A 25,684-nucleotide genomic window follows, 5' to 3' on the forward strand; every position below is an offset into this window, starting at 1 on the left:
GGAGTCGATCGAATGAAAGCCACTGTAGCCATTTGCACGTATAACAGAGCCTATGATCTGAGTGAATCCGTTCATAGTGCCATTCGGCAACATGTTGAATATGAGTATGAAATTATTGTGATTGATAACAATTCGACCGATCGTACAGCTCAGCTTGTTCAGGAGATTCAGGCCAGTGAAGGCGTAAATAACGTCAAGTATATCTTGGAGAAAAAGCCGGGCTTATCGGCCGCGAGGAATCGAGCCATTCGTGAAGCACGCGGGGAGTACATTCTTTTCCTGGATGATGATGCAATCGCATCTTCACTATGGATTCAACATATCGTTGGTGTATTCGAAAGTGATTCTTCCATCGGATGTGTGGGGGGCAAGATTGAACCTCTCTGGGAGAGCCAGAAGCCAGATTGGATTCCTAGCGAGAACTTATCACTTTATACCATTTTGGATTATGCAGACCATGTGGTTGAGATGCCTAATCCAGCCATACCATTCGGTGCGAATGTGGCGTTTCGTACACAGCTCTTTCAGGACATTGCGCCTTTTCGTGAGGACCTGGGCAGAGTGGGGAAGAACCTGTTATCCAATGAAGAGAGTGAGCTGATCTCACGGATCAGGGTGGGGCATAAAGTGTTTTACACGCCCTTCGGCTCCGTTCAGCACAAGGTATCCAAAGAACGAACGACCAAGAACTGGTTTTTGCGGCGGGTCTTCTGGCAAGGTGTCAGTGATGCTGTCCGTAAAAAAGACAAGGGCGCGATTCGAATGATCAAACATGCTATCCGTTTGGGGCAAGGGGTTATTCGAGCATTATTATGCATTTACAGCCCGAAGCGTTTCACCCGGCAACTCGCTCAGATCTGCTACCGGAACGGACTGATCATCGGGATACTCAGATATAACAGTAAGGAATGAGGAATAATTCATGTCACAACTCGCGCTCCCAAAACTCTTAAAAGGCAATAGTCTCCTACAGACCATTGTGCATACCAGTGGAACAAACGTCATTATTATGGTCTTTACCACGATTACGTCGATCATTACTTCTCGGATGTTTGGTGTTGAAGGTAAAGGAGCGTTTTCCGCTATCTTGTTCTGGCCGACATTTCTCATTGGTCTCGTTAGCTGGGGACTTCCAACCTCGATTATTTATAACCTGAAACGGGAAGCTGCGGAGAAAAGCGCTGAATATTTGCGGCTTAGCTTTATGGTCCAAATTCCGATTAGCATTATTCTTGGAGCGATTGCCTGGATCTACATGCCTTCCTGGATGGCGGATTATCCGCCAGAGGTCATTACAATTGCCCGCTGGTTTACCGTTACCAGTATTCCGGTACTAATCCTGATTAATCTGTTATCTGCACTCTCGCAGAGTCGTGACAGATTCCAGGTATATAACGGGATACGGTTATATAATCCTGTGCTGAAAGTGATTGTCATGGTCTCCTTATGGTTGCTTGGTGCAATGAGCATTGGAATGGCTTCATTTGTGTCCATAGCGAGTTCGGTGATTGTTGTCGCATGGGCAGCATATACGCTCAGAGAAAGCCTGAAGTTTAAGTGGTTTACAAAGGCAATTGATCGGAATGCAGCCAAAAATCTGTTTGGTTACGGCAGCAGGGTTTTTGGTGTGGAGCTCCTTGGCACCCTTTATACCCAGTTCGACAAGATTATTATATTGGCTCTGCTCACCCCTAGAGATTTCGGACTCTACTCCGTCGTATTTGCGTTATCTCGAATCTATAATGCGGTGCAAAACGCAATAAGCAGTGTTGTGTTCCCCAAGGTCACCGGATTACCACAGGATCAGGTCATTCGTACCGTTGGGAGAGCATTCCGACTCTCCTTGATCATTATGGCTATCATCGTTGTGCCGACCATGTTTGTGGGAAATTGGCTGATGGGCATGTTATTCGGTAAAGAGTTTTTGGAGGCGAGTCAGGCATTTTATATTTTGGCTTTTGAATGTATTATTGGCGGCGGTTCTTGGATTCTCGCTTCTGCATTCAATGCTTTGGGAAGACCGGGACTGGTTATGATCAGACAGCTCATTGCTTTGTCGGTCACGATTGGTCTGTTTTTTGTATTGACTCCCCTATGGGGGCTAAATGGTATCGCCATTGCCCTGCTCCTCGGATCGCTCGTACGTATGCTGGTCACTGTTGCAGCGATGAAGATCGCGTTTAAAGTCAAGTTCAGTGGCATGTTTTTTGACAAAAAGGATATATCTTTCCTATATGAACGTTTGATTAAAAAAAGAAGAGTCACCCAAGGAGGAGATGGAGATGCTGGGCACTAACAATATTCACCCCATGGAAGAGTTGAAGGGACATTTACTTCAGATTCTGAAAGTCATTCCGCCGGGTACCGAGATTTATTATTTGGATTATCCCGTGCATAGCAATGGTGGAGACTTGTTGATTATGAAAGGTACGGAAGCCTTCTTCCGAGACAATAATATTAATGTTCTTGCCAGATACAGCATTCTGGATTGCCCCTTGTCCCTCAAGGTACCGGAAGGTATCACCATCGTGCTGCACGGGGGAGGTAACTTCGGTGATCTGTACCCTGCTCATCAAAAATTGAGGGAACGAATGATTGCCCAACATCCGAAACATCGGATTGTGATCCTGCCTCAGACGATGTTCTACAAGAGTGACATTGAATTGAAAAAGACAGCCCAGGTATTCAACTGTCATAAGGATGTACACTTTTTTGTCCGGGATACATTATCGTATGAGATAGCCAGCAAAGAGTTTCAACAAACGAATGTGTACCTTTCTCCGGATATGGCACATCAGTTATGGCCTCTTAAGTCCAAGAGCCAGCCTAATGCGGAGATGTTATATTTCTTTCGTAAAGACATTGAGAAGACCCAGAATCAAGTACATTACGAATCAGCCAGTGGGCCCAAGGCCACGTTTAAAGACTGGGAGACCCTGTACAATCGGGTAGACCGGAAAATCATTCGAATGATTTCATCCCGGTTGAAGTCAGGGAAAGGCAACTCATTTGCCCGCTGGTTGTGGTACAAATACTCTGATCGGATGGTACATACGGCCATAAAGGAATTCAATAAATACAAAACCGTCACGACCTCTCGTCTGCATGGACATATTCTGGCCTGTCTCCTGGATCAACCAAACATCCTGCTGGACAATTCTTACGGTAAAAATTCGAATTATTATACAGCCTGGACACGCAACAATCCGGTAGGCAGACTGGAGTCCAATCAGACAAACACATATAACAAGCAAACCAAGACTGGCAAGGGAACGGGTGCTGGAGTACTCACTGACGGTGCAGCCCTATGAGAAGCATCTTGTTGTCCGGCGGTTCTGGCAAGCGGCTCTGGCCGTTATCCAACGACTCCAGATCCAAGCAATTTCTTAAAGTGCTCTATGGACCCGAGGGCAACCCGGAATCGATGGTGCAGCGGGTATGGCGACAGCTGAATCATGCCGGACTTGCATCGGAGGCTCTGATTGCAACCAGTTTGCCACAGGTGGAGATTCTGACTTCTCAGCTGGGAGAAGATGCGAAACTGGTTGTGGAGCCTGAGCGCAGAGATACGTTTCCGGCCATTGCGCTTGCAGCCTCCTATCTGTATTCCGTAGAAAGTGTCAGTCTGGATGAGACGATTGCAGTTTTGCCAGTAGATCCTTTTGTAGAAAAAGAGTTCTTCGAGGTCCTAGCCACCTTGCCTGAGATGCTGGACAAATCAGGTGCGGATCTGGCTCTGATGGGCGTGGTCCCGACCTATCCATCAGAGAAGTATGGATATATCATTCCGCAACCGTCCTCATCTTCCAGTGAAAATAACAACGAATACGTTAACGTAGCGAAGTTCCAGGAGAAACCCTGCGAATCCGATGCAGCCGTCATGATCGAACAGGCCGCATTATGGAATTGCGGGGTTTTTGCTTTTAAGCTGGGTTATTTGATTAATCTGCTCATTGAGATGGAGCTGCCGATACAGTATGACGAAATGCTGAAGCAATACGCAAGACTGCACAAGATCAGTTTTGATTACCAGGTGGTCGAACAAGCCAAACAGATTATCGCCATTCCGTATTATGGCTTTTGGAAGGATCTTGGAACGTGGAATACCCTCACCGAAGAGATGGGAACTTCGGTTGTAGGAAAAGGGTGGATTACCGGAGATTCCCTGAATACGCACCTGGTCAATGAACTGAACATTCCGGTTGCCATATTGGGCTTGTCGGATATAGTCGTGGCCGTGAGTCCGGATGGCATTCTGGTCAGTGATAAAGAAGCAAGTCCACGCATCAAAGAAATCCTGAAGAACGAAGATCAACGCCCCATGTACGAAGAACGCCGCTGGGGTTGTTATCGTGTGCTGGATTACACAAGAAATGAAGCCGGTGGAGAGGTTCTAACCAAGCGAATCTGTATCAGTGCCGGAAAAAACCTGAGTTATCAATATCATCTGTTACGGAATGAAGTATGGACGGTTGTATCGGGAACAGGAGAATTGATTCTGGATGGACGGAGCCGCACAATCAGCCAGGGAGATACGGTGGTCATTGACCGGAGCATGCTTCATTCCGTCAGAGCGGTTACTGAGCTTGAGATCATTGAAGTACAGATCGGCAGTCAGCTGATCGAGGAAGATATCGTTAGAGTGTCTACCGAATGGCAGGACATCGTTCAGACATATGTGAAGCACGCGTAACCAACACATTAGGACATGGGGGAGATTATGGAATGAATATTACGGTGATTGGCACAGGGTATGTGGGTCTGGTCTCGGGCGTGTGTTTTTCGGAACTGGGAAATAACGTGATCTGTGTCGACAATAATGTGGAAAAAGTGAATTTGCTGACGGATGGTCATGTGCCGATCTATGAACCGGGTCTCAAGGAAATCATGAATTCCAATATGAAGGCAGGCAGGTTGTCCTTCACCACCAACATACAGGATGCCATCAGTCGTTCGGATATCATTATCATCGCTGTAGGAACGCCATCACTACCGAATGGCGAAGCGAATCTGAGCTTTATTGAGCTTGTTGCGCGAGAAATCGGTTCTTATATGGATAGTTATAAAATAATAATGACTAAAAGCACTGTTCCTGTCGGAACCAATGATCGCATTCAGGAATGGATCAGCAGTTTGACGAGTCATCCATTCGACATGGCATCGGTACCTGAGTTCCTGCGGGAAGGAACGGCTGTGCAGGACACACTGTATCCTGACCGAATAGTCATTGGGACACATAGCGAGCGGGCAGTGAGCACGCTTAAGGAACTGCATCAGCCATTGACCGAACAGATTATTGTGACGGATATTCGCTCGGCCGAAATGATTAAATATGCATCCAACGCGTTCCTGGCAACCAAGATCTCTTTTATCAACGAAATCTCTAACATATGTGAAAAAGTAGGAGCAGATGTCAGTCGCGTTGCCGAAGGCATGGGGTATGACAGACGAATTGGTGCATCTTTTCTCAAGGCAGGTATTGGTTATGGTGGTTCATGTTTCCCTAAGGATACACAAGCGCTGATTCAAATTGCAGGTAATGTGGATTACGACTTCAAATTGCTGAAATCCGTGGTGGAAGTGAACAAGGATCAACGCTTCAACGTTATACGCAAACTGGAAGACGCACTAGGCACACTGGAAGGGAAGGAGATCGCAATCTGGGGGCTCGCCTTCAAACCGGATACCGATGATGTTCGTGATGCTCCGGCGATTGAGATCATTCAGCGTTTGCTTGAGCAGGGAGCTACGGTTAAAGCATACGATCCCATTGCTACAGAGAATTTTCGAAAGGAGGTCGATTCACCAGCTATTACATGGACCTCCAGTGCGATGGAGGCAGCCCATGATGCTCATGCGCTCTGTGTCCTGACTGAATGGAAGGAGTTTATGGAGATTGACCTGACCGATTTGGCAGCGCATATGAATCAACCCATCCTGATTGATGGAAGAAACATCTTTGGTGAAGAACAGATCAAAGATACGCCTTTTCAATATTACTCTGTTGGTCGTCCAGGATTAACGAATATTGATGGAAGAAAAACTGCAGTTCTGTGACCGGAGGCATGAACATGAAACTCAAACTGGGGATCAAGATTTCGTTAGCCGTTCTCTCCCTTATGATCGCCATTGTACTTGGTTACGCAGTCTATCTGTATCTCAATATGAAATCCGCTGCAGACCACATCTATGAGCCCCGGGAACCAATTAAACAGGTATCTATTAAGGACAACAGGGCAGGAGGCAGGCTCCCGATTGACATGGAGAACCAAGAACCGTTCAATGCCCTGATTCTAGGTGTGGATGAGCGAGCGAATGATCGTGGACGCTCGGACACCATGATCGTGCTCAGTGTGAATCCAGCCCCAAAATCTGTACTCTTGTTCAATATCCCTCGCGACACTCGTACGAGTATCGTGGGGCATGGAACCGAGGATAAAATCAACCATGCCTATGCCTTTGGCGGTGTGAACATGGCTGTGCAAACGGTTGAACAATTCCTCGGAGTACCGATGCACTATTATTTGAAGGTGGATATGGAAGGGTTTGCCCAGGTCATCGATTTGATTGGTGGGGTAGATGTCCATAATCCGTTTGCTTTTGAATATGAGGGTCATCAATTTGATAAGGGCATCCTTCACTTGGATGGTGCGAGTGCACTGGGATTTTCACGTATGCGTTATGATGATCCTAAGGGTGATCTTGGACGGAATGACCGGCAGCGTGAAATTATAAAACAGGTATTGAAAAACACCGTTCAGATATCTACTGTATTTCAGTTAGAGTCGCTACTAGGAGAAGTGAGCGAACATGTCAAAACAGACGTTTCATTTGATGAGATGAAGCAGATGCTCAGTAATTATCGTAACGTGCTGGAGCATGTGGAATCGGTTGAAATTAAAGGTACAGGTAAGAAAATCGACGGAGTATATTACTATATGGTGGAACAGTCTGAGAAAAATCGGATACATCAGTTGATCAAAGAACACTCCGGATAAATGGATAAGGGGTGAACCACATGCGTATGTTCAGGCTGCCTAAATTGGTATTGATCGTCATTTTAATGTATACACTTATGATTCCGACAACCACGAATGTTGTTCAGTCTGCTGAAAGTTATCAATGGAATCAAGTACCCATTGGCGGTGGAGGTTACGTCACAGGAGTTGTTGTTCACCCAACAGAGCCCAACCTGGTCTATGCTCGTACGGATATTGGGGGTGTCTATCGGCTCGATCCATTAAAGAACAGGTGGATTCCTTTATTGGATCATATTGAATCTGACGAAAGTAATCTATACGGCATCGATGGGATCGCACTGGATCAGCAGAATCCAGATATCGTCTATGTTACTGCCGGAAAGTATGCGAATGGAAGTCCGAGTGATGTTTTGAAGTCGACAGACCGTGGGGTGACATGGACTCGAACGGGATTGAATCTTCGTAATGTATCGAATGGAAATATTTATAGGGCTATGGGGGAGAGTATTGCTGTTAATCCGTTAAACTCGAACTATCTGTATGTAGGCACAAGATATGATGGATTATATACATCCAGTAATGGTGGAGTTACATGGAGCCATGTACGAGAGGTAGCCTATGGGCTTAAGGGGCAGGGGATCCGGAGTGTTGTATATGGAGTTAACCCGGCAGCTAAGCATGAGCAAGTTGTGTATGCAGGCGTAAGAGGCGTTGGAATCTTCTCCAAAATGAAACGAAGCAATGACAAGATGACCTGGGAATTGATTAGGAATAGCCCAGAGAGTACAGCGCGGATGACGGTTTCCAAAAGTGGGATTTTGTATGTGACTACGGATAACCAAGGAATCCTTAAATATAATGGAAAACAATGGACCGATATTACCCCCAGTTTAGCCTATTCATCCTATTATGGTATCAGTATAGATTCCTCCAATGATAATCACATTTTGGCTACTGTTCGAACAGGGGGCAGTAACTTACCCTTATACCGCTCCACAAATAGTGGTATCAGTTGGACTAACGTGAACAAAACGTTAAACGACAGACCCCCATGGTGGGCATCCAACATGTTCTTTTCCGCGACATCAAGCGTTGTGTTTGATCCCCATCATCCGGGTAGAGTATATGCTTCCGATTGGTCAGGTGTAGTTAAGACAGATAACATTGCAGAGCAGATGACGCAATGGGATGCGATTACAGATGGACATGAGGAAGTCGTTGTCATATCAGGTGCGACTCCACCTCAAGGCGCTCCTTTTTTTAGCGGTATGGCCGATCAGATTGGATTCAGACATTCGGATGTGTATAACACACCAATCAAGAAGCTTCCACTTGCAGGAATGCAGGAAGTAGTTAGCATCGATTATCACGAGGCAGATCCCAATCAGATCATTTATTTGGGAAGTAACGATTGGTATGGAACCATCACCAAACTATTTGTATCACCCGATAATGGGCTGACTACCACCTCTGTAGATGTTCCTGCTGGCTTCAAATTGGGGCGTATAGCTTACTCGGCTTCGAATCCGAATTTGATTATTTATTTGCCACAAACAGGCAATGCGGTGAGGAGTACCAATAAGGGAGTAAGCTGGCAAAGTATGAATGGACTTCCGTCAAATAACAGTGGAGGAGATTCCATATTCACGTATAATCAGACGCTGGCGGCTGATCGAACCAATGGGAATAAGTTTTATCTGTATTCCTCTGGACGTATGTATCGAACAACCAACGGCGGAGCTAATTGGTTAAGGGCGAATACAGCTGCACTGCCGAATAGTAGCAAAATCAAGGTAGAGGCAGCGCCGGGAATGGAGAATGTAGTATGGGTGAGTCTGGGGGAAGCTGGCTTGTATGCTTCCAATAGTTCTGGTGCTACATTCACCCGAATACAGAATGTACAATCGTCCGATTTATTTGCTTTTGGAAAAGGGAAATCAGGCCTGTCTAATCCTGCTGTCTTTATCTATGGGACTGTCAATCATGTAAAAGGTTTCTTTCGTTCCGATAATATGGGACTCACCTGGGAAAACATCACACCTACGACCGGTATTGGTCTCGGTAATGAACCCCAAGTGATGGAAGCCGATCGCCAGACGTACGGGAAGGTCTATGTAGGTACGAATGGCCGTGGTTTGTTTACAGGCTCATTGGCTCGATAATCTGTACGTGATCCGATAAGAAGTATAGAAAGAGATATGAAAGTGGTGATTACAATCCTAATAGAGGAGGGCTCTCGGCGCAGGCCAAATAACCATAAGTGGAGAAGATATGGATACATGATTTCCGTGCTTCTGATCGTGTCGTGGATTGTGTTCATCTGGTCCATGTCCGCACAATCCTATCAGCAGCAGACCATTCAGCCTTGGCTTCATCAATGGTCTGAGAAAATCCAGTGGATGTTAATCTTGCCTGATATCCAGTTCACCTACGGTGAGCATCATTATTCACTAAATAAACGGCCTTATGACTTTACCGAGTTCGTATTTCGTAAAAGTGCGCATGTATTTGTCTATGCTGTCCTGGCTGTACTTGTCTACTGTGGGATGCGTTATCGAAAAAGTGGTATCAAGGCCTGCATAGGAATTGCGCTGGCTACCGTTACCGTTATTGCATCAATCGATGAGTATATTCAGCACTTCAGCCCCAACCGGACGGCTTCCATTCGAGATGTGGGACTTGATCTGGTTGGCGGTTTCTGTGGTGTTCTGTTATGGATCACAAGTGTAGCGATCTATAGAAAATTAAGATCGTTTAGGCACTATTCATCTCAAACCAAGTGATTTCCCAGGAAATGCTCTTCTTCAGAATCAGCTTCTACTTGTCAACTATCCATCATAAGTATGGAGTAGGACAAGGAGGAAAGGACATGCTGCGAAGAAGAAACCGTCATGCTTTGCTCAAAAAGATCGGCTTCATAGCCGTGGTATTGTTACTGTTATGGCTTATTGGCCGAACCATTCCATACCTGTTTCGTGCGGATGCACCGGATGAAGCTGCTGCTATTGCCGAATCGTTTTATAAATATGAGCAAACGGGTGACTTCGGTAGTTCATGGGAGCTGTTTCACCCTCTGATGAAAGAACGTTTTCCCAAAAGCGTATATCTCCAATCCAGAGCGCACATTTTTATGCAGCACTTTGGGGTGGAAACCTTTGAGCTTGAGATGGAGAAGCCGGAGCGGGAGTTCGACGTGACTGTCATCGAAGGTGTTAAGCCATTTGCGGAGGCATACCGGATCGGTGTCACTCAGAAGTATACGGGGACCTTTGGACAATTTAATATCGTGCAGACCTGCTACATGGTACAGGAGGGGAAGGACTGGACGCTGCTCTGGTATTATCCCAAGAATGAAAACATCCCGCATGATAATAACAGTGAATGATCAAGTATAGTTGTGAAAACTACTGGGACTACGTCATAATGATATTCACCCATACAATGAACCGTATTGTATCATTTACCCAACAAAAAGCTCTGTAAATGCGAGACTTTTGTCGCATTTATGGAGCTTTTTTTGTAGTTTGTTTCTTTTCATGCGTGTAAGGCCTTGACATTAGTCCCAGTGTCAAGTAAATTACGAGGTAGATACAAAATGTATCAAATTTCAGCTTCTAACGACAAATAACAGGGACTTCAATGCTCCTTGTGAGGGGAAGGAATATCATTGATCGAAATGGACCGCTTTTACTGTGTCAGTTGTGGGATGATTGTGTCGGTCGCTTGGAGCTCTGTCGAAGTAAAGGAAGAGGGCTATGGAGGCAATCACGTGTTTCGCACCGGATTTTATCGGAGTGAGATGCCGCTTGGATGCTGTGAAGCGTGTGTAGTTCAAATGAAACGTGAAGGTAAATCCCAATTTGTAGAACAATATAGTAAAGATTATGATACACTATGTTCATATGAAAAGCGGGCATGATACGAATGTCCGTTGATGAAGGAGGAAAATGAATGCAACAGGAGCCGGTCGTCCGTCTTCAGGGCGTCAGTAAAATCATCTCCTCCCGATCATTGGTCAGCGACCTGACTCTGGATATTTCTCCGGGGCAGGTTTTTGGTTTTTTAGGACCCAATGGGGCGGGGAAAACAACAACGATTCGAATGATGGTTGGATTGATGTCCATTAGTAAAGGGGATATTGTCATCTCTGGACACAGTGTCAAAAATGAGTTTGAGAAGGCGGTGGCTCAGGTAGGAGCCATTGTCGAGAATCCGGAAATGTACAAATTTCTGACCGGATACCAGAATCTTGTTCATTTTGCTCGGATGTCACCAGGCGTTTCGAAGGAACGTATTGCCGAGACGATTGAACGTGTGGGGCTTACAGCTCGTATTCATGACAAGGTAAAGACCTACTCCCTGGGTATGCGTCAGCGTTTGGGTGTGGCCCAAGCCATATTACATAAACCGAAATTGTTGATACTGGATGAACCCACCAATGGACTTGATCCACAGGGGATACGGGAACTCAGGGATTATTTGCGTCAGCTCTGCCAGGAAGAAGGGATCACGGTTTTTGTATCCAGCCATTTGTTGTCTGAGATGGAGTTGATGTGTGATACCGTAGCGATTATCCAGAACGGCAAGCTGATCGATGTGAGAAATCTCCGGGCCGAGGCAGGGGCAGATACACTTGCTGAAGTTGCTTTTGAGGTGAACGATGCACAACGTGCAGCTGAACTGATCAGTGAAGCTACAGTGCAGGGCAATTCAATTGTGATTCGCTTATCCCGGGAGCAGGTTCCGGACATGAATGCCCGGCTGGTCAGCGAAGGGATCCAGGTTTATGGTATCCGTAACGTGACCCATACGCTGGAAGAACAATTTTTGCAAGTGACTGGGGGCGGAAGCATTGGATAATTTCGGCAATCTGATTCTGAATGAAAACATGAAAATTTTCCGTCGTCCGCGTACCTGGATTATGTTATCCATTCTGGCCTTAATCGCGCTGTTGATGCCGGTATTGCTAAGAGAAGGTATGGGATCGGATGATGTGCCCTTCTGGCAGGCAGCTATTACAACTGTACAGATTGCATTTTTCCTGAATACGATCTTCTGTGTTGTCATTGCTGCTGAAGCGGTGGCCGGAGAATTTACCTGGGGAACAATCAAACTATTGCTGATCCGTCCATGGTCACGCAGCAAAATTCTGGCATCCAAATATTTGACTGTAATCGGGTTCAGTATTGTAAGTACATTACTTGTGGTTCTTCTGGCAACAGGCATGTCGTATTTGCTATTCTCCCATTCGGCAATTCAGGATGGAAGTGGCAGTTCAGCAGCACATGCATTTACTTTATGGGGATATTTGTATGTTGATCTGTTCGTTACACTCGCAATCGCTTTTATGGTATCCTCGGTGTTTCGTTCAGGCGCTCTGGCTATCGGGCTGTCTCTGTTTATCATGTTTACACAGAATTTGTTCTCGCTGATCTTCAATCCCGTCCGTTATGAATGGGCTAAGTATGTTCTCTTCAATAACATGGATCTCAAACGATATATGAATCCAGCGACGGACTTTGACATGCTTGGCGGCGGGAATGCTGGGATGACACTTGGCTTTTCTGTAGCCGTACTGGCTGTGTATTATATTATTTTCATGGTGGTTTCGTGGGTTGTATTCAGCAAAAGAGATGTGGCAGGCTAACCGCCTGCTTCTTTTTTTTGCCCCAATTCTGTTTCGGGAAGAAAACGAGCGTATATTCAACATCGGCTGTGGCATGACTGTCATTAATGGGTACTTACTATTATAAATAAATGACTAGATATACATATCACCGCCGCAGTCACTTTGGCAGAGCAGCGCATGGAGGGATCACGTTTCTTGATAAACAACAAGTTTTACCGCATATGCACAGCGATTATTCTGCTGCTGCTCATCGTGTATTTGGGGGATAAAGTGAACTTTATTTTCAGGCCCCTGACCTCACTGATTCACATCATTATTATTCCGCTGCTGATTGCTGGTTTCTTCTATTATCTGCTGCGTCCGCTCGTTGATTATATGGAAAGGCATAAGATAAAGCGTGCATTGTCGGTCATCCTCATCTATGTGGTGATTGCACTAATCATGGCAGGGTTCAGCATACTCGTATGGCCTTCATTGCGGGAACAACTGTTGAATTTTGTGGAGAATGCTCCGGTATTGGTCACTTCGCTCAGCGATCAGTTGAATGAATTCGAAAGGAGTGGTTTCCTTGCCAAATATCTGCCTGATGATTCCAATCTGTTCTCACGATTCTCCGAATTTCTGAGTCAAGGGGTTACAACGGTAACCGATTATGTATCCGGATTGTTCTCGGTGGTGTCCAATCTGGTCATCATTCTGGCTACGTTCCCGATTATGCTGTATTACATGCTCAAGGAAGGCAGCAAATTCGGAACCAACCTTACCCTATTGCTGCCCAGACATTATCGTAAGGATGGCGAAGAAACGGTTCATGAAATTGATGAAGCGTTAAGCAGCTATATTGTAGGCCGTGTGATTGTTAATGTCGCTTTGGGTATCCTGATGTATATTGGTTTTCTCTTTCTTGGGTTGCCATATGCGCTTCTCTTGACGGTTGTATCTATCATTTTGAATTTCATTCCTTATGTAGGGGCTTTGCTGGCAGCTATTCCGGTGGTCATCGTGGCCTTCATTGAATCTCCTTCAATGGCGATCTGGTCATTGGTTATTATTGTCATTGCCCAGCAAATCCAGGATAACCTGATCTCTCCATATGTCTATGGCAAGCAGCTCGATATTCATCCGCTTACAACGGTCATATTACTGCTTGTAGGTGCAGATCTGGGGAATATCCTCGGAATGATCATCGTTATTCCACTTTATATGATCATCAAAATTATATTTCGGAAGATACAGAATCGGATTGTCGAAGACAAGGCAGATCCAGCCAATTAATTGAACTAAGGTGCTAATGAACTTCAGGCACCATATACTGTGAATTAGTACGAGTGGTCAAGGCTAACGAACTTCAGGCCCGCTATTCCACTGAAAATGTGCGAAAGGATCAGCAGATCCAGGCAATAGAGTGTCAGCGATTCGTTAAACTGTAGGGCCAACGGAAATAGGGCAAATAGAACGTGCTCGATTCGTTAGATATTCGACGCGAGAGCGAGCTACACTGAATAGCAATTATCGCCCACAGCGACCATGCCCAACATATCAACCATAATAAAAGGGGAGTCCATCATCTTCACGACGATGGACTCCCCTTTTATTATTTTGAGATCTTATATATGTTTAACTAAACATATATAAGATAACGGAGAGGGCAGAAATAACCTGAAGAAGCGAAGCGTTCGCCTAAAAACTTTCTGAAAGAAAGCTGCATCGGAAGCATACGCTTATCCCCGGATTTTCCCTATTGAAGGAGGAATCAAAAAATCTGGGGGTAACAGCGATCGGAAGGTTGTTCTGTCATCGGAGTGCCAGTGTAAATATTTATTCTTATGAATTCGTCTCGTCTTCATCGGTGTAGTCGGACATGGTCAATGGTTCCTTCGGAACTACAGCGACTTTGTAGAAGCGATTCTTGTCTTTTTCCAGCAAAACGAAGGTCATATTCTCGAACTCATATTCTTCCTGTTCATTCATCTCTGGACGATGACTATAGAGCCATCCACCGATGGTGTCCCATTCATCTGCATCCAGGTGGGACATAAACATGTCATTTACCTTGGACAAGGATACCTTGCCATCCATAATCACATAATTCTCATTGATGACCTGAATATCTTCCACTTCGTCTGCGTCGAACTCATCCCGGATTTCACCGACGATCTGTTCAAGCACATCTTCAATCGTTACGATCCCGGAAGTACCTCCATACTCATCGACCAGCACGGCAATATGCACGCCATCTTTCTGCATCTTCTTCAGCAGGTCCTTAACCGGAGTCGTTTCGTGAACAGCCGATACGGGCTGAATCAGGGAGGATAGATCAACGGGTTCTTCGTTTCCGTATAATTCCAAGAAAAATTGTTTGGTATTAATGATACCGATAATATCATCTTTGCTTTCATTAACAACTGGAAAACGGGTATATTGTTCTTGACGAATAATATCCAGATTTTCCTCGTTCGATCTATTCACATAAAGGCAGACCATATCAGTCCGGGGTACCATAATTTCTTTGGCCAGCATCTCGTCAAAAGCAAAAATCCGGCTTACATATCCAAACTCGGCTTGATTGATTTTTCCACTCTCAAAGCTTTCATTGATAATAATCTGTAATTCTTCTTCCGAATGCGCATCTTCATGTTCGGATGCCGGTTTGATGCCGAATAACTTGACCAGTTGATTCGCTGAGCCGTTTAACAGCCAGATAAAAGGATACATAATTCGGTTAAACCAGATGATAGGTGTAGACGTCAGCAGAGCAACGGTCTCGGCTTTGCGGATTGCAATCGTTTTGGGTGCAAGTTCACCAACCACAACATGCAAGTACGTGATGGCAACAAATGCAATAACAAACGATAAGAATGAAGAAACCGCCTCAGGTACGTTCAGACTTTCAAACACAGGGTGGAGAATCTTCTCAACCGTTGGTTCACCCAGCCAGCCCAGTCCCAGAGATGTAATCGTGATCCCCAACTGACATGCGGACAAATATCCGTCCAGGTTGGCAACGGCTTGTTTGACAGCCAGGGCACGCTTGTTTCCTTCTGCAATCATTTGGTCGATCCGGCTCGGACGAACCCTCACCAAGGCGAATTCCACTGCAACAAAAAACGCCGATAATCCTATCAAAATCGCAACCAATACTAAATTTAACGCATACCTCTCACTGTCCATTAACTAGTCTTCTCCTTTAAGTAATAAGTTTTTAACGAATATTATATCGAATATAACGTAAGAAGACCACCTCCCGAGTGAGAAAAGAGGAAAAGTCTGGAAGGTGAATTGCCCAAAAGTGCGGTGCATTGCTGTTCTTCAGATCTAAAGAAATGATATGTAGAAGATAACACAGTCAGAATATACAACCACTACCGATGAAGTGAATTGAAAAGCAGACGCATGTGACTGAATTGGTATGTAAAATTTGATCTAAGAAAATGTTACGAAGAGGACTCACATTGGGTATCTATGATTAGCTATAAGCTTTATCGTCAAAGCTGATGTAGTGAGAGAGAACGGCAGGCGAAACCTTGCCGATGAGGGGGAAGCCCGAATGTTCTGGCTGGTCATTATATTGATCGTATTTATTTTTCAGGCAGCCACCATTCTGTTACTGGAATTCCGTAATCCGGCGAAAGCTGTGGCATGGCTGTTTATTTTATTTTGTGTACCCCTGATCGGTTTTGTAGTTTATTATTTTGTAGCTCAGGATTACAACAAACGCAAGAAGGTTCGCAAGGGCGGGTCACGAATCTTCCGCGAAATCCGGGAAACGATCTGGGAACAGGCTCATATTGTTGATGATGCCGATCAGATGCCGGGCAGCCGGTATATTCATCAACAACGTTTGTTTAATCTGCTGTCTTATCTGTCGGAGAGTCCCATTACGGGCTGTAACCGCAGTGAAGTGTTAACCAATGGTGAAGAGGCGTTTGCAGCCATGCTTAAGGCTATGGAACAGGCAGAGCATCATCTGCACGTTGAATTTTATATTTTCCGTGATGACGTTATAAGTACGAAGTTTCAGGAGGTCATGATCCGCAAGGCACAAAAGGGTGTAAAAGTAAGATTCATCTGTGATGGACTCGGAAGTCATAAGATGAGTTGGAGCTTCATCCGCCAACTTCAGGATGCTGGGGTTGAGTTTCATTATTTTCTTCCACCGATGATTGCAACGATTGATCGAAGAGTTAACTACCGTAATCACCGTAAGATTGTGGTTGTGGATGGAAGGATTGGCTTTGTGGGTGGCATTAATGTAGGAGATGATTATCTCGGAAAATATCCAGAGGTTGGATTTTGGCGGGATACACATGTGCAGATTGAAGGAGATGCCGTATATTTTCTGCAAAATACATTTCTGAACGACTGGAAACTGGCCTCTGGCGAGCAGATTACCGAGCCGCAGCTGACAGAATTATTTCCGCCACACATCTGCAGTGGAGAAGAGCGAATTCAGATTCTGGGCAGCGGGCCGGACCAGGATTGGGATGCGATACAGGAAATGTGCTTTGGTGCGATTTCTGTAGCTTGCGAACGCATATACATTACGACACCCTATTTCATTCCCGATCCAGCACTGTATGAGGCCATCAAAACAGCCGCCGTCAGCGGGGTGGATGTGAAAATTATCATTCCTTATCAATCCGATTCACGACTTGTGCATCTGGCATCCCTTTCTTACGTGGAGGAGCTGTTGCGGGCAGGGGTGGAATTTTATCAATATCGCAAAGGCTTTGTGCATGCCAAAGTCATGATTGTGGATGATTTGCTCGCAACTGTAGGTACAGCGAATATGGATATGCGCAGCTTTTTCTGCAATTTCGAGTTAACCGCAGTACTCTTTGAGACCTCTTCCATGGATCGGCTGACCGAGGATTTTGAACGGGATTTAGGTGTATGTAGTCGAATTGATTTGAAGGTATTTCAGCATCGTTCACGGTGGCAAAAAGGGGCCGAAATGCTTTCTCGCATGCTTTCTCCGCTGCTTTAGCCGTTTTAGGGCCGATTTCTGAAGATAAGTTCACTTTTTGTGAATTTATCTTCTTTTTGCTAACTATTTTGCTCAAATTTGATCTTTTATGATATAATAGATATATAAATCATGTCTTGGCGAAGGAGGGGAGTCTGCGGGAAAACAGACTCCCTTTTGCTCTCTTTTGAAAGTGTAAACCGGAATTAAGACAACCTTGAATACATTTCATATAACCTTTAGGTGCTTTAATTACAGGGTGCGTACAGAATTTGAACGATGCCGTTCTTCTATATGCTGGGTTCCTCTCGGTACTTAAACGATATATGAAATGGATTCACATACTGATTCAAACGGGGGGGATACCATGTCCAATGTTACGGTTAAAGAATTAACATCCAAGCCGGACCGAAATGTAAAGAGCTCGGTGTTTACGCTGAAGCTTCTGCAACGTATTGTGATGATTCTGGTCGGTGCTGCGCTGATGGCTGTGTCACTCGAAGTGTTTCTCGTGCCCAATGGCGTTATTGATGGTGGAATCACAGGTATCTCGATTATGGTGTCGGAGCTTACACATCTGCCACTCGGGATGTTCCTTACCTTGCTCAACTTGCCCTTCCTGATTCTGGGCTACAAACAAATTGGTAAAACGTTTGCGTTATCTACCTTGCTTGGGATCGTTGTGATGTCCATTGGAACAACATTGTTACACAAGGTTCCTGCATTGACGCCAGGTGAACCGCTGCTCGGAGCTGTATTTGGCGGATTGATTCTGGGGGTTGGTGTTGGTCTGGTTATTCGGTCTGGCGGTTCACTGGATGGTACGGAGATTGTGGCTATCCTGCTGAGCGAAAAATCACTATTGTCTGTAGGACAGATTGTACTGTTCATTAACGTCTTTATTTTCGCAGGTGCAGGATTTGTGTTCGGCTGGCCGAATGCCCTGTATTCCATGATTGCCTATTACATTGCGATGAAGATGATTGATATTGTGAATGAAGGACTGGATCAATCCAAATCGGTATGGATCATCAGTGAGAAGTATCGTGATATTGGTTCGGCCTTGACGGATCGTCTCGGTCGTGGAGTTACTTACCTGGATGGAGAAGGCGGATTCAGCGGCGATGAGAAGAAAATCATCTTTGTTGTTATCACTCGTTTGGAAGAAGCGAAGTTGAAGTCCATCGTTGAAGATTGGGACCCGCAAGCCTTTGTGGCCATTGGTAACATTCATGATGTGAAGGGCGGACGTTTCAAGAAAAAAGGTATCCATTAGCCAAGCTCATTGCATATAAACCATAATAGCCGGCACCCTTGTTTGAAGGGTTGCCGGCTATTTTTGTTTTAAGTGCTGAATAATCAGTTCAACAGGTTGGGATTCAATGGCTGCGATCAGATCCCCCGTCTGGGCCAGACGTTCCACGATGTTCATCAGATGATAATCCTTGACTGAAACGTTGTTCCGAACCTCACCCCAGGTGAGTGGAGTGGATACCGTACCGCCTGATTTAGCCCGGGGAGTATAGGGAGCCGCCAGCGTTTTCCCACCGTAATGCTGGAGGTAATCAAAATAAATCCGGTTACCGCGGTCTTTCTTTAGCCGCTCCAGTGTAAATAGATCTGGATGTTTCTGAGTGACATATTTTCCTACAAAATAACCGATGTCCCGCAATTCATCAAAGGTCACACCCTGACGAATGGGAACAATAATCTGTACCCCCGTGGCACCGGAAGTCTTGGGTACTGATTTCAAGCCGAGGGAGGTCAGTGTTTCCCCTACGATCAGTGCAGCTTCCATAATGCGTGGCTCCTCTTCCTGGGAAGGATCGAGATCAATCATCCACTCGCAAGGCAGATGACTGCCCACAGCATGCAGGGAGGGATGAAACTCAAGAGCGGCCAGATTACCCAGCCATAACAGCTCAGGGAGTTCGTTCATCACGACGTAGCGTATACCCTCATGCACCTCGGTTCTTACAAACTCCGGAACAGGCTCAGGGGCATTTTTCTGATAGAAAAATTCGCCGCCTGCGCCATGTGGATACCGTATCGTGGTAAGCAGTCGATTATGGGTGTACGTAAGCAGATAGGGCGCGAGAGCGGCCAATTTCTGCAAATAGATGGCTTTCGTTACACCTGCTTCTGGCCATAACAGCTTGTCAGGATTGGTCACTGTAAGCTCCATTCCCTGAATCGTTATAGTGCCCTTTACCTTATAGGCCATGAGATCACCTCCTGTGTGAACAAACCTGATTATGGATCGTGGGTGTAAGCTAATAAAATGTGGCGGGTTGAAACAGGTCGCTACAGTTCAATCATGAGTTGACTGATCTGACATTCCTCACGTGTCACAGAAGCAAAAGTCTGGATACTGGGATGACGCAGTGTCCGATGATGGGTCAGCTCCATGTACTGCACTTTTACACCGATTCGAGGTTCTACCCAGGTTGTCTCGGCGCTTCGCTCCGGTGCATTATGGAATGGCCTGTCCTTGCGAATCAGAGGCTGTACTTCATGAGTAAGTTCGCGCCAGGTGTTAGCATTCAGCTTGCCTGTGCCAACATGACCAATATAGACAAAGTTTGGCCCATCATATACACCCACTGCAATTGCGTTCACAATACCGCTGCGGTAAGTAACCCCGCCGATCATAGCATACAGATCATGCATAATTTTTACCTTTTGCCAGCGTTGATCCTTGCCGTTAATTCCATAGGTACTGGAAAGGTCTTTGCATACAATGCCCTCCATCTGGTGCTGCCTCATTACCGTGAGCAGAGCGTGGGCATCCGGCATATTGGTTACTTCCTGTACGTGAGCAGCAGGATTCAGAACACGATGCAGGAGACGCTGTCGATCTGCGAGGGGTTGATCCGTGACCCACTTCCCATTACAGAACAGGATATCAAATACCATATATGTTACCGGAATCTGATCTACCGCCTGGGCAATGGCATCCGGTCTACTCATGCGATCTCGCCGTAGAACATGATAAAAGGAGGGTTTCCCGGTGGCCGGGTCAAGAGAAATAATCTCTCCATCCACTATATAAGTGGGAACGGAGCACAGATTACGTGGCAGAACGAGCTCAGGATACTGAGCAGTGCGGTTATGCAGTCTGCGATTAATGAGCTGTATTCCCTGTCCATCCTCATAGGCAAGCATGCGGACCCCGTCCCATTTGATCTGGGCAATCCAGTTTTCCCCGGTAGGAATGGCATCTCGGGATACGGGCTCGAACGGAACCAGTGGAGATAACATATGAGAAAGACTCCTTTCTTTTAAATTTGCCTGGGGACTTGCTCGACGGCGACAAAACCTTTAAATGGAGGAAGCCCAGAGGTTCTTTTCAGAAAAAAATAAATAAAAACAGCTGATTAAGATCCCGATCCAGGGTCCCAGTGTGTGCGGTGCATGTTGAATCAGATTCATTCGGGGTTTCGCACGTTTATCTGTCTATTAGGTTAGGTTGCGCCAATTTCTCCAATTTTATAAACAGGCATGCAAAAGCCCGGGCAACTGAGTTCTCCTATTACGTGGAGAGAGAAAGTTGTCCGGGCCAGTCCGAGTGCTTGATGGAAAGAAAGATTCAAGACGGTATTCTTCGTATTAGCTCGTTGTGGTCAGGTGAATACGAATATTCTGCGGATCTACAGTAAACCAGCTATCATCTTGCTGTTCGAGAGACGCGCCCGATTGACGCAGTTGCTCGATTGCTTGCTGCAAGTGCGGGTTTTCAGCAAAAATAATGGTGAAGTAATCGATGCCAGTAGCATGATCAGGATTCAGAGGTGCTCCTGCTCCTGCCCAAATGTTCAGCCCGATGTGGTGGTGATAACCGCCAGCGGAGACAAACAGAGCGGACATATTGGCGAAGTTGCCAACGATATCGAAACCGAGCACGTCTGTATAGAAGCGGCGGGATTCTTCCAAACTGCGTACATGAAAGTGTACATGACCGATGACGGTTCCCGCGGGGAGTCCTTGCCATGTCTCGTTAGCGGCTAGTCTAAACAGACTTTCCACATCAACAGGGTCGCTTGCCATAATGTAATTATTATCCGCATCACGTTTCCAGGTATCGCGAGCACGGTCTGCATAGATCTCAATGCCGTTTTGATCCGGGTCGGAGATATAGAACGCTTCACTGACCAGATGATCTCCTTGACCGATTTCGATGCCGGATTCAGCCAGATTACGGAGGGCAAGCCCCAGTGATTTGCGGTCAGGTAACAGGATGGCAAAGTGGTACAGGCCTGAAGTCGAGCGAACAGGCATGGTTACTGCTTCGGTTAACTGCTCAAGGCGCAAAAGGGATTGCTTTCCGTCGGCTGTCATCGTAGCGACTTTTTCGCTCCGCTCAAGCAATTGGAGTCCAACAACCTCAGTATAGAATTGAATGGATCGCTCCAGATTGCTGATTCTCAGACTTACTTCACCCAGATGGGCTGTGGCAGGAATTTGATACGTTGAAGTCATAACAGTTTCCTCCTAGATAAGATGGTTTGGTTTCTTACATATACGATGAAATAGAGCTATATAAGGTCATGGCTCATGTAGAAATGAGGCTAAACTATATATTCAGAAATAAGTTACTTTTTATAAGTTAATATAAAATATAAATCAACTTTCGTCAATCGTAAATTTTGCGATTTCGCTGATCATTTATTTTGAGATATAGGGATCAATAAAACAAAAATCCGGCATCAAAAGCCGGATCTAGAGTCGAGGTTGATATGGCAGAATCGTCTTGCATTGCCGCTGCTCATTATGGTTTTGGCTTGGGCGAAGCTTTCTTTCTTTTGACAGGGGGCTGTACATCTGCTTCTCCTCCAGCAAATGCTTGTACAGAAGTTTTTTTCGGAGCACGCTTCTTGGGTTTGGCAGTTGTGGTTCCAGGATCGGTAGAAATGGGCTTCACAGCTTCGATACTTGCCTGCAGCGCAGCCATCAGATCCATGACATTGGCCTCCGGCTTGGCCGGGGCGATCTTGATTTCTTCACCTGCCACTTTGTGATTGATGAGATCCAACAGTTTGGTTCGGTAATCATCCGTATATTTACTGGGCTCAAAAGGGGTGGATAACTGATCAATAAGCAGCTTCGCCATGGTTAATTCCTTCTCGTTGACATTCAGTACCTCAGGCAGATTAGGTACCTGAGAGACGGGACGAATCTCGTCCGGATAGAAAATCGTTTCCATGGAGAGGCAGTCATCCAGCACGCGAATCGCGGCCAGACTGCTCTTGGAACGAATGGAGATTTTGGCAATGCCAATCTTGCCAGTGTCCCGCATCGCATTCATTAACAACTGGTAGGCGTTTCCTCCCGCTTGGTCGGGGGAGAGGTAATATGTTTTTTGAAAATAAATCGGATCAATCTCGGTTAAATCCACGAAATCCAGAATGGTAATGGTTTTGCTGCCGGAATCGTTTAATGCTTCAAGTTCATCCTTCTCAAATAAGACGAATTTTCCTTTTTCATATTCGTACCCTTTGGTAATCTCTTCCCACTTCACGTCCACTTCACAGGATGGACATTGACGAACATAAGCGAGCGGGCTGCCGCAGACTTTATGGATGTAGCGCATGGAGATGTCTTTGTCTTCGGTAGCCGAGAACATTTTGACAGGGACATGCACAAGGCCAAAACTGATTGCACCTTTCCAGACGGTATGCATGGGGAGGCTCCTTTCGAGGATTCCTTTTTATTAAATAGTATGGGCATCCGGCGCGAGGGATAATCGTCTTCTGGACGAATTCGTATGGTTCAGCGAGACTCGGGGATGATAACAGAAACATGCTTGAATTCCGTCAGGAAGATGGGCATGGGATAGGTAGGAATTTCTCGAAGCAAATATGCCGGGAGGTGCAATATGAAGAACAGACGGGATGAGGAAGAAGCACACAAGCACGCATTTTCTCCATATCCTCTTACCGAAGCCGAAAGCTCCGAAGAATTCTATACACCGGCAACCGCAGTGAACTGGGAAGCGGTTACTTCGGAAGAGCTGCCACTTGACCGGGAGTCATTCATGCTGGACATAGACCGAATGGTGAATGAAGGATTAGGCGGTGGACAGGTGACAGAAGATAACGGTTATATTGGTGAAAGTACAACAGATAACATGGTTCGAGAACCACATGATGATCCGGAAGGGGACTATGAATAATAATGATGGATGTGAAACGCGCGAAGGCAATCTACGATTCAAAGGATACGATTGCAGTTACACTGGAAGGAGATCCGGTGTGGATCGAAAATGTGGATGAAGCCAATGGCATGGCAACGGTGCAGGTGGGCAGCAGACCAGGGAATACCCAGACGGTACGTGTAGATCGTTTGGAGGAGTAAAGAGAAGGAATCGACAAGCGGAGAGACAAATGACATGCTGCAGGAGGTTCAAGGAAGACCGGTGCCGTCAGGTACCGGTTGTTTTGTCGTTAGAGTGAATGAAGGCTCCGCTTCAGGTTCCGATCCTTCGATGTTGCGGGGGAAGAAAGGGACCGATATAATAAGGTTCAAAGTGAACTCAGGCGGCTGGACCGCCAAAGGTGGGACATATATTGAATCAGACGCATGAGCAGTGGGTGTATCACTCCCATGGCATTGCAGATACAGAAGTACTCGCGTCCGCACTTGCTGCACAGGCAACCGCCGGAATGGTGATTGCACTGGACGGTGATCTGGGCGCGGGCAAAACGGCATTTTCACAGAAATTTGCCTGGCATTTGGGTGTACGTGATGTGGTCAACAGTCCCACATTTACACTAATCAAGGAATATGAAGGGCGTTTGCCTTTATACCACATGGATGTATATCGCATTTCGCTCCAAGAAGCGGACGAGCTTGGACTGGATGAGTATTTCTACGGAGCTGGAGTCAGTCTGGTGGAGTGGGCGAGCATCATTCCCGAATTGCTGCCGCAAGAACATTTGCATGTGCAGATTGAAACGACGGGTCCAGAGGATCGCACGATTACACTGGATGGGTATGGTGAGATTTATGCCGCCATGTGCCGACAGTTCAGACAGAATGGAGTCATATGATGATGGAAGATTTACAGAAAAAGCCGCGTCAGCGGTTTTTGGCGTTGGATACCTCGACTGCGGTGATGGCAGCCGCGGTGATGGAGGATCGTGCGCTCCTGGAAGAGCGTAATGAACGGGCAGAACGCAACCATTCGGTGCACGTTGTGCCTGTTATGGAGCAGTTACTGGAAGCAAGCAGCACGCAACCGGGACAGCTGGACGGCGTTGCCGTCGGCATTGGCCCGGGCTCTTACACGGGCATCCGCATTGCGGTGACCGCGGCGAAGACGCTGGCCTGGGCGTGGGACATCCCCGTTGCCGGGGTGTCCAGCCTTCAGGCCCTGGCCTGGGGCGGCTGGCACAGCGGCCTTGCCGCCCAGGCCGAAGCTGCGGCAGAGGATGCCGCAGCAGGGGCTGGCGGAACGCCATCCGCGGACCAGGGCGGCACAGATGCCGCCCCTGTCCACTGGATCGTTCCGCTTGTGGATGCGCGGCGCGGTCAAGCCTATACCGCGCTGTTTGCCTCCGCCGGGAGCGATGCGCCCCGGCGGCTGGCGCCCGATGCCATCCGCCTGGTGGACGGATGGCTGGAAGCCCTCGCCGCCCGCATGGCGGAGGCGGCGCCGGAAGAGCGGCCCGCAGCCGTCTGGATCGTCGGCGAGACGGGCCCTCATGCTGCGGTAGCGGCGGAGCTTCGCTGCCCCGCAGGCACGGCGCTCCAGCTCGTTCCCTATGAGCTGGAAGGCCGCTGGGTTGGGCGCCTCGGCGCCGAAGCGCTGCTTGCAGGTCAGCGTGATGACGTACATGCGCTGGTGCCTAACTACACCCAGCTGGCTGAAGCGGAAGCCAATCTGCTGCGCAAAGGCTAAAAGAGGTTGTTCAAAAAGTCCGCTTTTGATTACGAAGGATGCCTAGTGGCATCATCAGCATCGAATATGGAATTTAGCCGAAATAAGTAGATGCTTGCGAAGGTTGTTTCCTTCGGAAACATTGTAGTTTTCCCTACGCTCCGCTACTCCATTTCTAGCTTCATCCCATCTTCTCGGTACTGAAAACCGGTCTTTTTGAACACGCACTA

The 25,684-nt window shown here is 46.6% G+C and carries 24 protein-coding genes; 19 read left to right on the forward strand and 5 right to left on the reverse strand.

Annotated elements, in window-relative coordinates:
- Positions 1-12: 12 nt before the first annotated feature.
- The 12 genes from ACR32F_RS06395 (at position 13) to ACR32F_RS06450 (ending at position 13,884) form a co-directional block, all read left to right on the forward strand.
- A complete protein-coding gene (locus tag ACR32F_RS06395; protein ID WP_440117229.1) occupies positions 13-912 on the forward strand; it encodes a glycosyltransferase in 900 nt (299 codons plus the stop codon).
- Positions 913-922: 10 nt separating this feature from the next.
- Complete coding sequence (locus ACR32F_RS06400; protein ID WP_440117231.1) at positions 923-2,296, forward strand: lipopolysaccharide biosynthesis protein; 1,374 nt, start codon at positions 923-925, stop codon at positions 2,294-2,296.
- On the forward strand, positions 2,283-3,311 hold the full coding sequence (locus ACR32F_RS06405; RefSeq protein ID WP_440117233.1) for a polysaccharide pyruvyl transferase family protein: 1,029 nt from the start codon (positions 2,283-2,285) through the stop codon (positions 3,309-3,311). Before ACR32F_RS06400 ends, ACR32F_RS06405 begins: the two co-directional genes overlap by 14 nt.
- Positions 3,308-4,693, forward strand: coding sequence for a sugar phosphate nucleotidyltransferase (locus tag ACR32F_RS06410; RefSeq protein WP_440117235.1), 1,386 nt, complete (start codon positions 3,308-3,310; stop codon positions 4,691-4,693). Before ACR32F_RS06405 ends, ACR32F_RS06410 begins: the two co-directional genes overlap by 4 nt.
- Positions 4,694-4,725: 32 nt before the next feature.
- The gene (locus tag ACR32F_RS06415) at positions 4,726-6,057 is read left to right on the forward strand and encodes a UDP-glucose dehydrogenase family protein (protein ID WP_440117237.1); all 1,332 of its coding nucleotides are present in this window, start codon (positions 4,726-4,728) and stop codon (positions 6,055-6,057) included.
- A 14-nt stretch (positions 6,058-6,071) separates the two neighbouring features.
- Positions 6,072-6,998: an LCP family glycopolymer transferase gene (locus tag ACR32F_RS06420; RefSeq protein WP_440117239.1), complete on the forward strand. Its 927-nt coding sequence runs from the start codon at positions 6,072-6,074 to the stop codon at positions 6,996-6,998.
- Positions 6,999-7,018: 20 nt separating this feature from the next.
- Entirely contained in the window at positions 7,019-9,142 is a 2,124-nt protein-coding gene (locus ACR32F_RS06425; RefSeq protein ID WP_440117241.1) for a WD40/YVTN/BNR-like repeat-containing protein, read from the forward strand.
- A gap of 117 nt (positions 9,143-9,259) precedes the next feature.
- Positions 9,260-9,763, forward strand: coding sequence for a VanZ family protein (locus ACR32F_RS06430; protein WP_440117243.1), 504 nt, complete (start codon positions 9,260-9,262; stop codon positions 9,761-9,763).
- Between the two features lie 86 nt (positions 9,764-9,849).
- The gene (locus ACR32F_RS06435; protein WP_440117245.1) at positions 9,850-10,365 is read left to right on the forward strand and encodes a hypothetical protein; all 516 of its coding nucleotides are present in this window, start codon (positions 9,850-9,852) and stop codon (positions 10,363-10,365) included.
- Between the two features lie 566 nt (positions 10,366-10,931).
- Entirely contained in the window at positions 10,932-11,840 is a 909-nt protein-coding gene (locus ACR32F_RS06440) for an ABC transporter ATP-binding protein (RefSeq protein WP_440117247.1), read from the forward strand.
- The gene (locus ACR32F_RS06445; protein ID WP_440117249.1) at positions 11,833-12,627 is read left to right on the forward strand and encodes an ABC transporter permease; all 795 of its coding nucleotides are present in this window, start codon (positions 11,833-11,835) and stop codon (positions 12,625-12,627) included. The genes ACR32F_RS06440 and ACR32F_RS06445 overlap by 8 nt, the downstream gene beginning before the upstream one ends.
- Positions 12,628-12,804: 177 nt before the next feature.
- Positions 12,805-13,884 carry an AI-2E family transporter gene (locus tag ACR32F_RS06450; protein ID WP_440117251.1) on the forward strand — a complete coding sequence of 360 codons (1,080 nt, stop codon included), beginning with the start codon at positions 12,805-12,807 and terminating at the stop codon, positions 13,882-13,884.
- A gap of 549 nt (positions 13,885-14,433) precedes the next feature.
- Here the strand turns inward: ACR32F_RS06450 and ACR32F_RS06455 are convergent.
- Positions 14,434-15,780 carry a hemolysin family protein gene (locus ACR32F_RS06455; RefSeq protein WP_440117253.1) on the reverse strand — a complete coding sequence of 449 codons (1,347 nt, stop codon included), beginning with the start codon at positions 15,778-15,780 and terminating at the stop codon, positions 14,434-14,436.
- A 376-nt stretch (positions 15,781-16,156) separates the two neighbouring features.
- On the opposite strand from ACR32F_RS06455, the gene cls reads away from it, so the two are divergent.
- Together cls and ACR32F_RS06465 are read left to right on the forward strand one after the other, a co-directional pair.
- On the forward strand, positions 16,157-17,596 hold the full coding sequence (gene cls / locus ACR32F_RS06460; protein WP_440117255.1) for a cardiolipin synthase: 1,440 nt from the start codon (positions 16,157-16,159) through the stop codon (positions 17,594-17,596).
- Positions 17,597-17,942: 346 nt separating this feature from the next.
- Positions 17,943-18,851 carry a YitT family protein gene (locus ACR32F_RS06465; RefSeq protein ID WP_440117257.1) on the forward strand — a complete coding sequence of 303 codons (909 nt, stop codon included), beginning with the start codon at positions 17,943-17,945 and terminating at the stop codon, positions 18,849-18,851.
- A gap of 57 nt (positions 18,852-18,908) precedes the next feature.
- Here the strand turns inward: ACR32F_RS06465 and ligD are convergent, their stop codons facing one another.
- From ligD to ku, 4 genes are all read right to left on the reverse strand, one after another.
- Positions 18,909-19,799, reverse strand: coding sequence for a non-homologous end-joining DNA ligase (gene ligD, locus ACR32F_RS06470; protein ID WP_440117259.1), 891 nt, complete (start codon positions 19,797-19,799; stop codon positions 18,909-18,911).
- 80 nt (positions 19,800-19,879) lie between these two features.
- Positions 19,880-20,836 carry an ATP-dependent DNA ligase gene (locus ACR32F_RS06475; protein WP_440117261.1) on the reverse strand — a complete coding sequence of 319 codons (957 nt, stop codon included), beginning with the start codon at positions 20,834-20,836 and terminating at the stop codon, positions 19,880-19,882.
- A gap of 348 nt (positions 20,837-21,184) precedes the next feature.
- Positions 21,185-22,054 carry a VOC family protein gene (locus ACR32F_RS06480; protein WP_440117263.1) on the reverse strand — a complete coding sequence of 290 codons (870 nt, stop codon included), beginning with the start codon at positions 22,052-22,054 and terminating at the stop codon, positions 21,185-21,187.
- Positions 22,055-22,343: 289 nt separating this feature from the next.
- A complete protein-coding gene (gene ku / locus ACR32F_RS06485) occupies positions 22,344-23,255 on the reverse strand; it encodes a non-homologous end joining protein Ku (protein ID WP_440117265.1) in 912 nt (303 codons plus the stop codon).
- 195 nt (positions 23,256-23,450) lie between these two features.
- On the opposite strand from ku, the gene ACR32F_RS06490 reads away from it, so the two are divergent.
- From ACR32F_RS06490 to tsaB, 5 genes are read left to right on the forward strand one after another with little or no spacing between them, the layout of a single operon-like run.
- Positions 23,451-23,747 carry a hypothetical protein gene (locus tag ACR32F_RS06490; RefSeq protein ID WP_440117267.1) on the forward strand — a complete coding sequence of 99 codons (297 nt, stop codon included), beginning with the start codon at positions 23,451-23,453 and terminating at the stop codon, positions 23,745-23,747.
- Positions 23,748-23,752: 5 nt separating this feature from the next.
- Positions 23,753-23,929, forward strand: a complete 177-nt coding sequence (locus tag ACR32F_RS06495; RefSeq protein WP_053783520.1) for an H-type small acid-soluble spore protein — start codon at positions 23,753-23,755, stop codon at positions 23,927-23,929.
- Positions 23,930-23,963: 34 nt separating this feature from the next.
- Positions 23,964-24,158 (forward strand): hypothetical protein, encoded by a 195-nt coding sequence (locus ACR32F_RS06500; protein WP_440117269.1) that lies wholly within the window; start codon positions 23,964-23,966, stop codon positions 24,156-24,158.
- Complete coding sequence (tsaE, locus tag ACR32F_RS06505) at positions 24,142-24,624, forward strand: tRNA (adenosine(37)-N6)-threonylcarbamoyltransferase complex ATPase subunit type 1 TsaE (protein ID WP_440117271.1); 483 nt, start codon at positions 24,142-24,144, stop codon at positions 24,622-24,624. The genes ACR32F_RS06500 and tsaE overlap by 17 nt, the downstream gene beginning before the upstream one ends.
- Positions 24,625-24,626: 2 nt before the next feature.
- The gene (tsaB, locus tag ACR32F_RS06510) at positions 24,627-25,475 is read left to right on the forward strand and encodes a tRNA (adenosine(37)-N6)-threonylcarbamoyltransferase complex dimerization subunit type 1 TsaB (protein WP_440119714.1); all 849 of its coding nucleotides are present in this window, start codon (positions 24,627-24,629) and stop codon (positions 25,473-25,475) included.
- The last annotated feature ends 209 nt before the right edge of the window (positions 25,476-25,684 follow it).

Source organism: Paenibacillus hebaui, assembly GCF_051934385.1.
Taxonomy (GTDB): domain Bacteria; phylum Bacillota; class Bacilli; order Paenibacillales; family Paenibacillaceae; genus Paenibacillus.

Excerpts from the sequence above, each read along its gene's own strand:
- ACR32F_RS06395 (WP_440117229.1), top strand. The coding sequence starts at position 13 with ATGAAAGCCACTGTAGCCATTTGCACGTATAACAGAGCCTATGATCTG.
- ACR32F_RS06400 (WP_440117231.1), top strand. The coding sequence starts at position 923 with ATGTCACAACTCGCGCTCCCAAAACTCTTAAAAGGCAATAGTCTCCTA.
- ACR32F_RS06405 (WP_440117233.1), top strand. The coding sequence starts at position 2,283 with ATGCTGGGCACTAACAATATTCACCCCATGGAAGAGTTGAAGGGACAT.
- ACR32F_RS06410 (WP_440117235.1), top strand. The coding sequence starts at position 3,308 with ATGAGAAGCATCTTGTTGTCCGGCGGTTCTGGCAAGCGGCTCTGGCCG.
- ACR32F_RS06415 (WP_440117237.1), top strand. The coding sequence starts at position 4,726 with ATGAATATTACGGTGATTGGCACAGGGTATGTGGGTCTGGTCTCGGGC.
- ACR32F_RS06420 (WP_440117239.1), top strand. The coding sequence starts at position 6,072 with ATGAAACTCAAACTGGGGATCAAGATTTCGTTAGCCGTTCTCTCCCTT.
- ACR32F_RS06425 (WP_440117241.1), top strand. The coding sequence starts at position 7,019 with ATGCGTATGTTCAGGCTGCCTAAATTGGTATTGATCGTCATTTTAATG.
- ACR32F_RS06430 (WP_440117243.1), top strand. The coding sequence starts at position 9,260 with ATGATTTCCGTGCTTCTGATCGTGTCGTGGATTGTGTTCATCTGGTCC.
- ACR32F_RS06435 (WP_440117245.1), top strand. The coding sequence starts at position 9,850 with ATGCTGCGAAGAAGAAACCGTCATGCTTTGCTCAAAAAGATCGGCTTC.
- ACR32F_RS06440 (WP_440117247.1), top strand. The coding sequence starts at position 10,932 with ATGCAACAGGAGCCGGTCGTCCGTCTTCAGGGCGTCAGTAAAATCATC.
- ACR32F_RS06455 (WP_440117253.1), bottom strand. The coding sequence starts at position 15,780 with ATGGACAGTGAGAGGTATGCGTTAAATTTAGTATTGGTTGCGATTTTG.
- cls (WP_440117255.1), top strand. The coding sequence starts at position 16,157 with ATGTTCTGGCTGGTCATTATATTGATCGTATTTATTTTTCAGGCAGCC.
- ACR32F_RS06465 (WP_440117257.1), top strand. The coding sequence starts at position 17,943 with ATGTCCAATGTTACGGTTAAAGAATTAACATCCAAGCCGGACCGAAAT.
- ligD (WP_440117259.1), bottom strand. The coding sequence starts at position 19,799 with ATGGCCTATAAGGTAAAGGGCACTATAACGATTCAGGGAATGGAGCTT.
- ACR32F_RS06475 (WP_440117261.1), bottom strand. The coding sequence starts at position 20,836 with ATGTTATCTCCACTGGTTCCGTTCGAGCCCGTATCCCGAGATGCCATT.
- ACR32F_RS06480 (WP_440117263.1), bottom strand. The coding sequence starts at position 22,054 with ATGACTTCAACGTATCAAATTCCTGCCACAGCCCATCTGGGTGAAGTA.
- ku (WP_440117265.1), bottom strand. The coding sequence starts at position 23,255 with ATGCATACCGTCTGGAAAGGTGCAATCAGTTTTGGCCTTGTGCATGTC.
- ACR32F_RS06490 (WP_440117267.1), top strand. The coding sequence starts at position 23,451 with ATGAAGAACAGACGGGATGAGGAAGAAGCACACAAGCACGCATTTTCT.
- ACR32F_RS06495 (WP_053783520.1), top strand. The coding sequence starts at position 23,753 with ATGGATGTGAAACGCGCGAAGGCAATCTACGATTCAAAGGATACGATT.
- ACR32F_RS06500 (WP_440117269.1), top strand. The coding sequence starts at position 23,964 with ATGCTGCAGGAGGTTCAAGGAAGACCGGTGCCGTCAGGTACCGGTTGT.
- tsaB (WP_440119714.1), top strand. The coding sequence starts at position 24,627 with ATGGAAGATTTACAGAAAAAGCCGCGTCAGCGGTTTTTGGCGTTGGAT.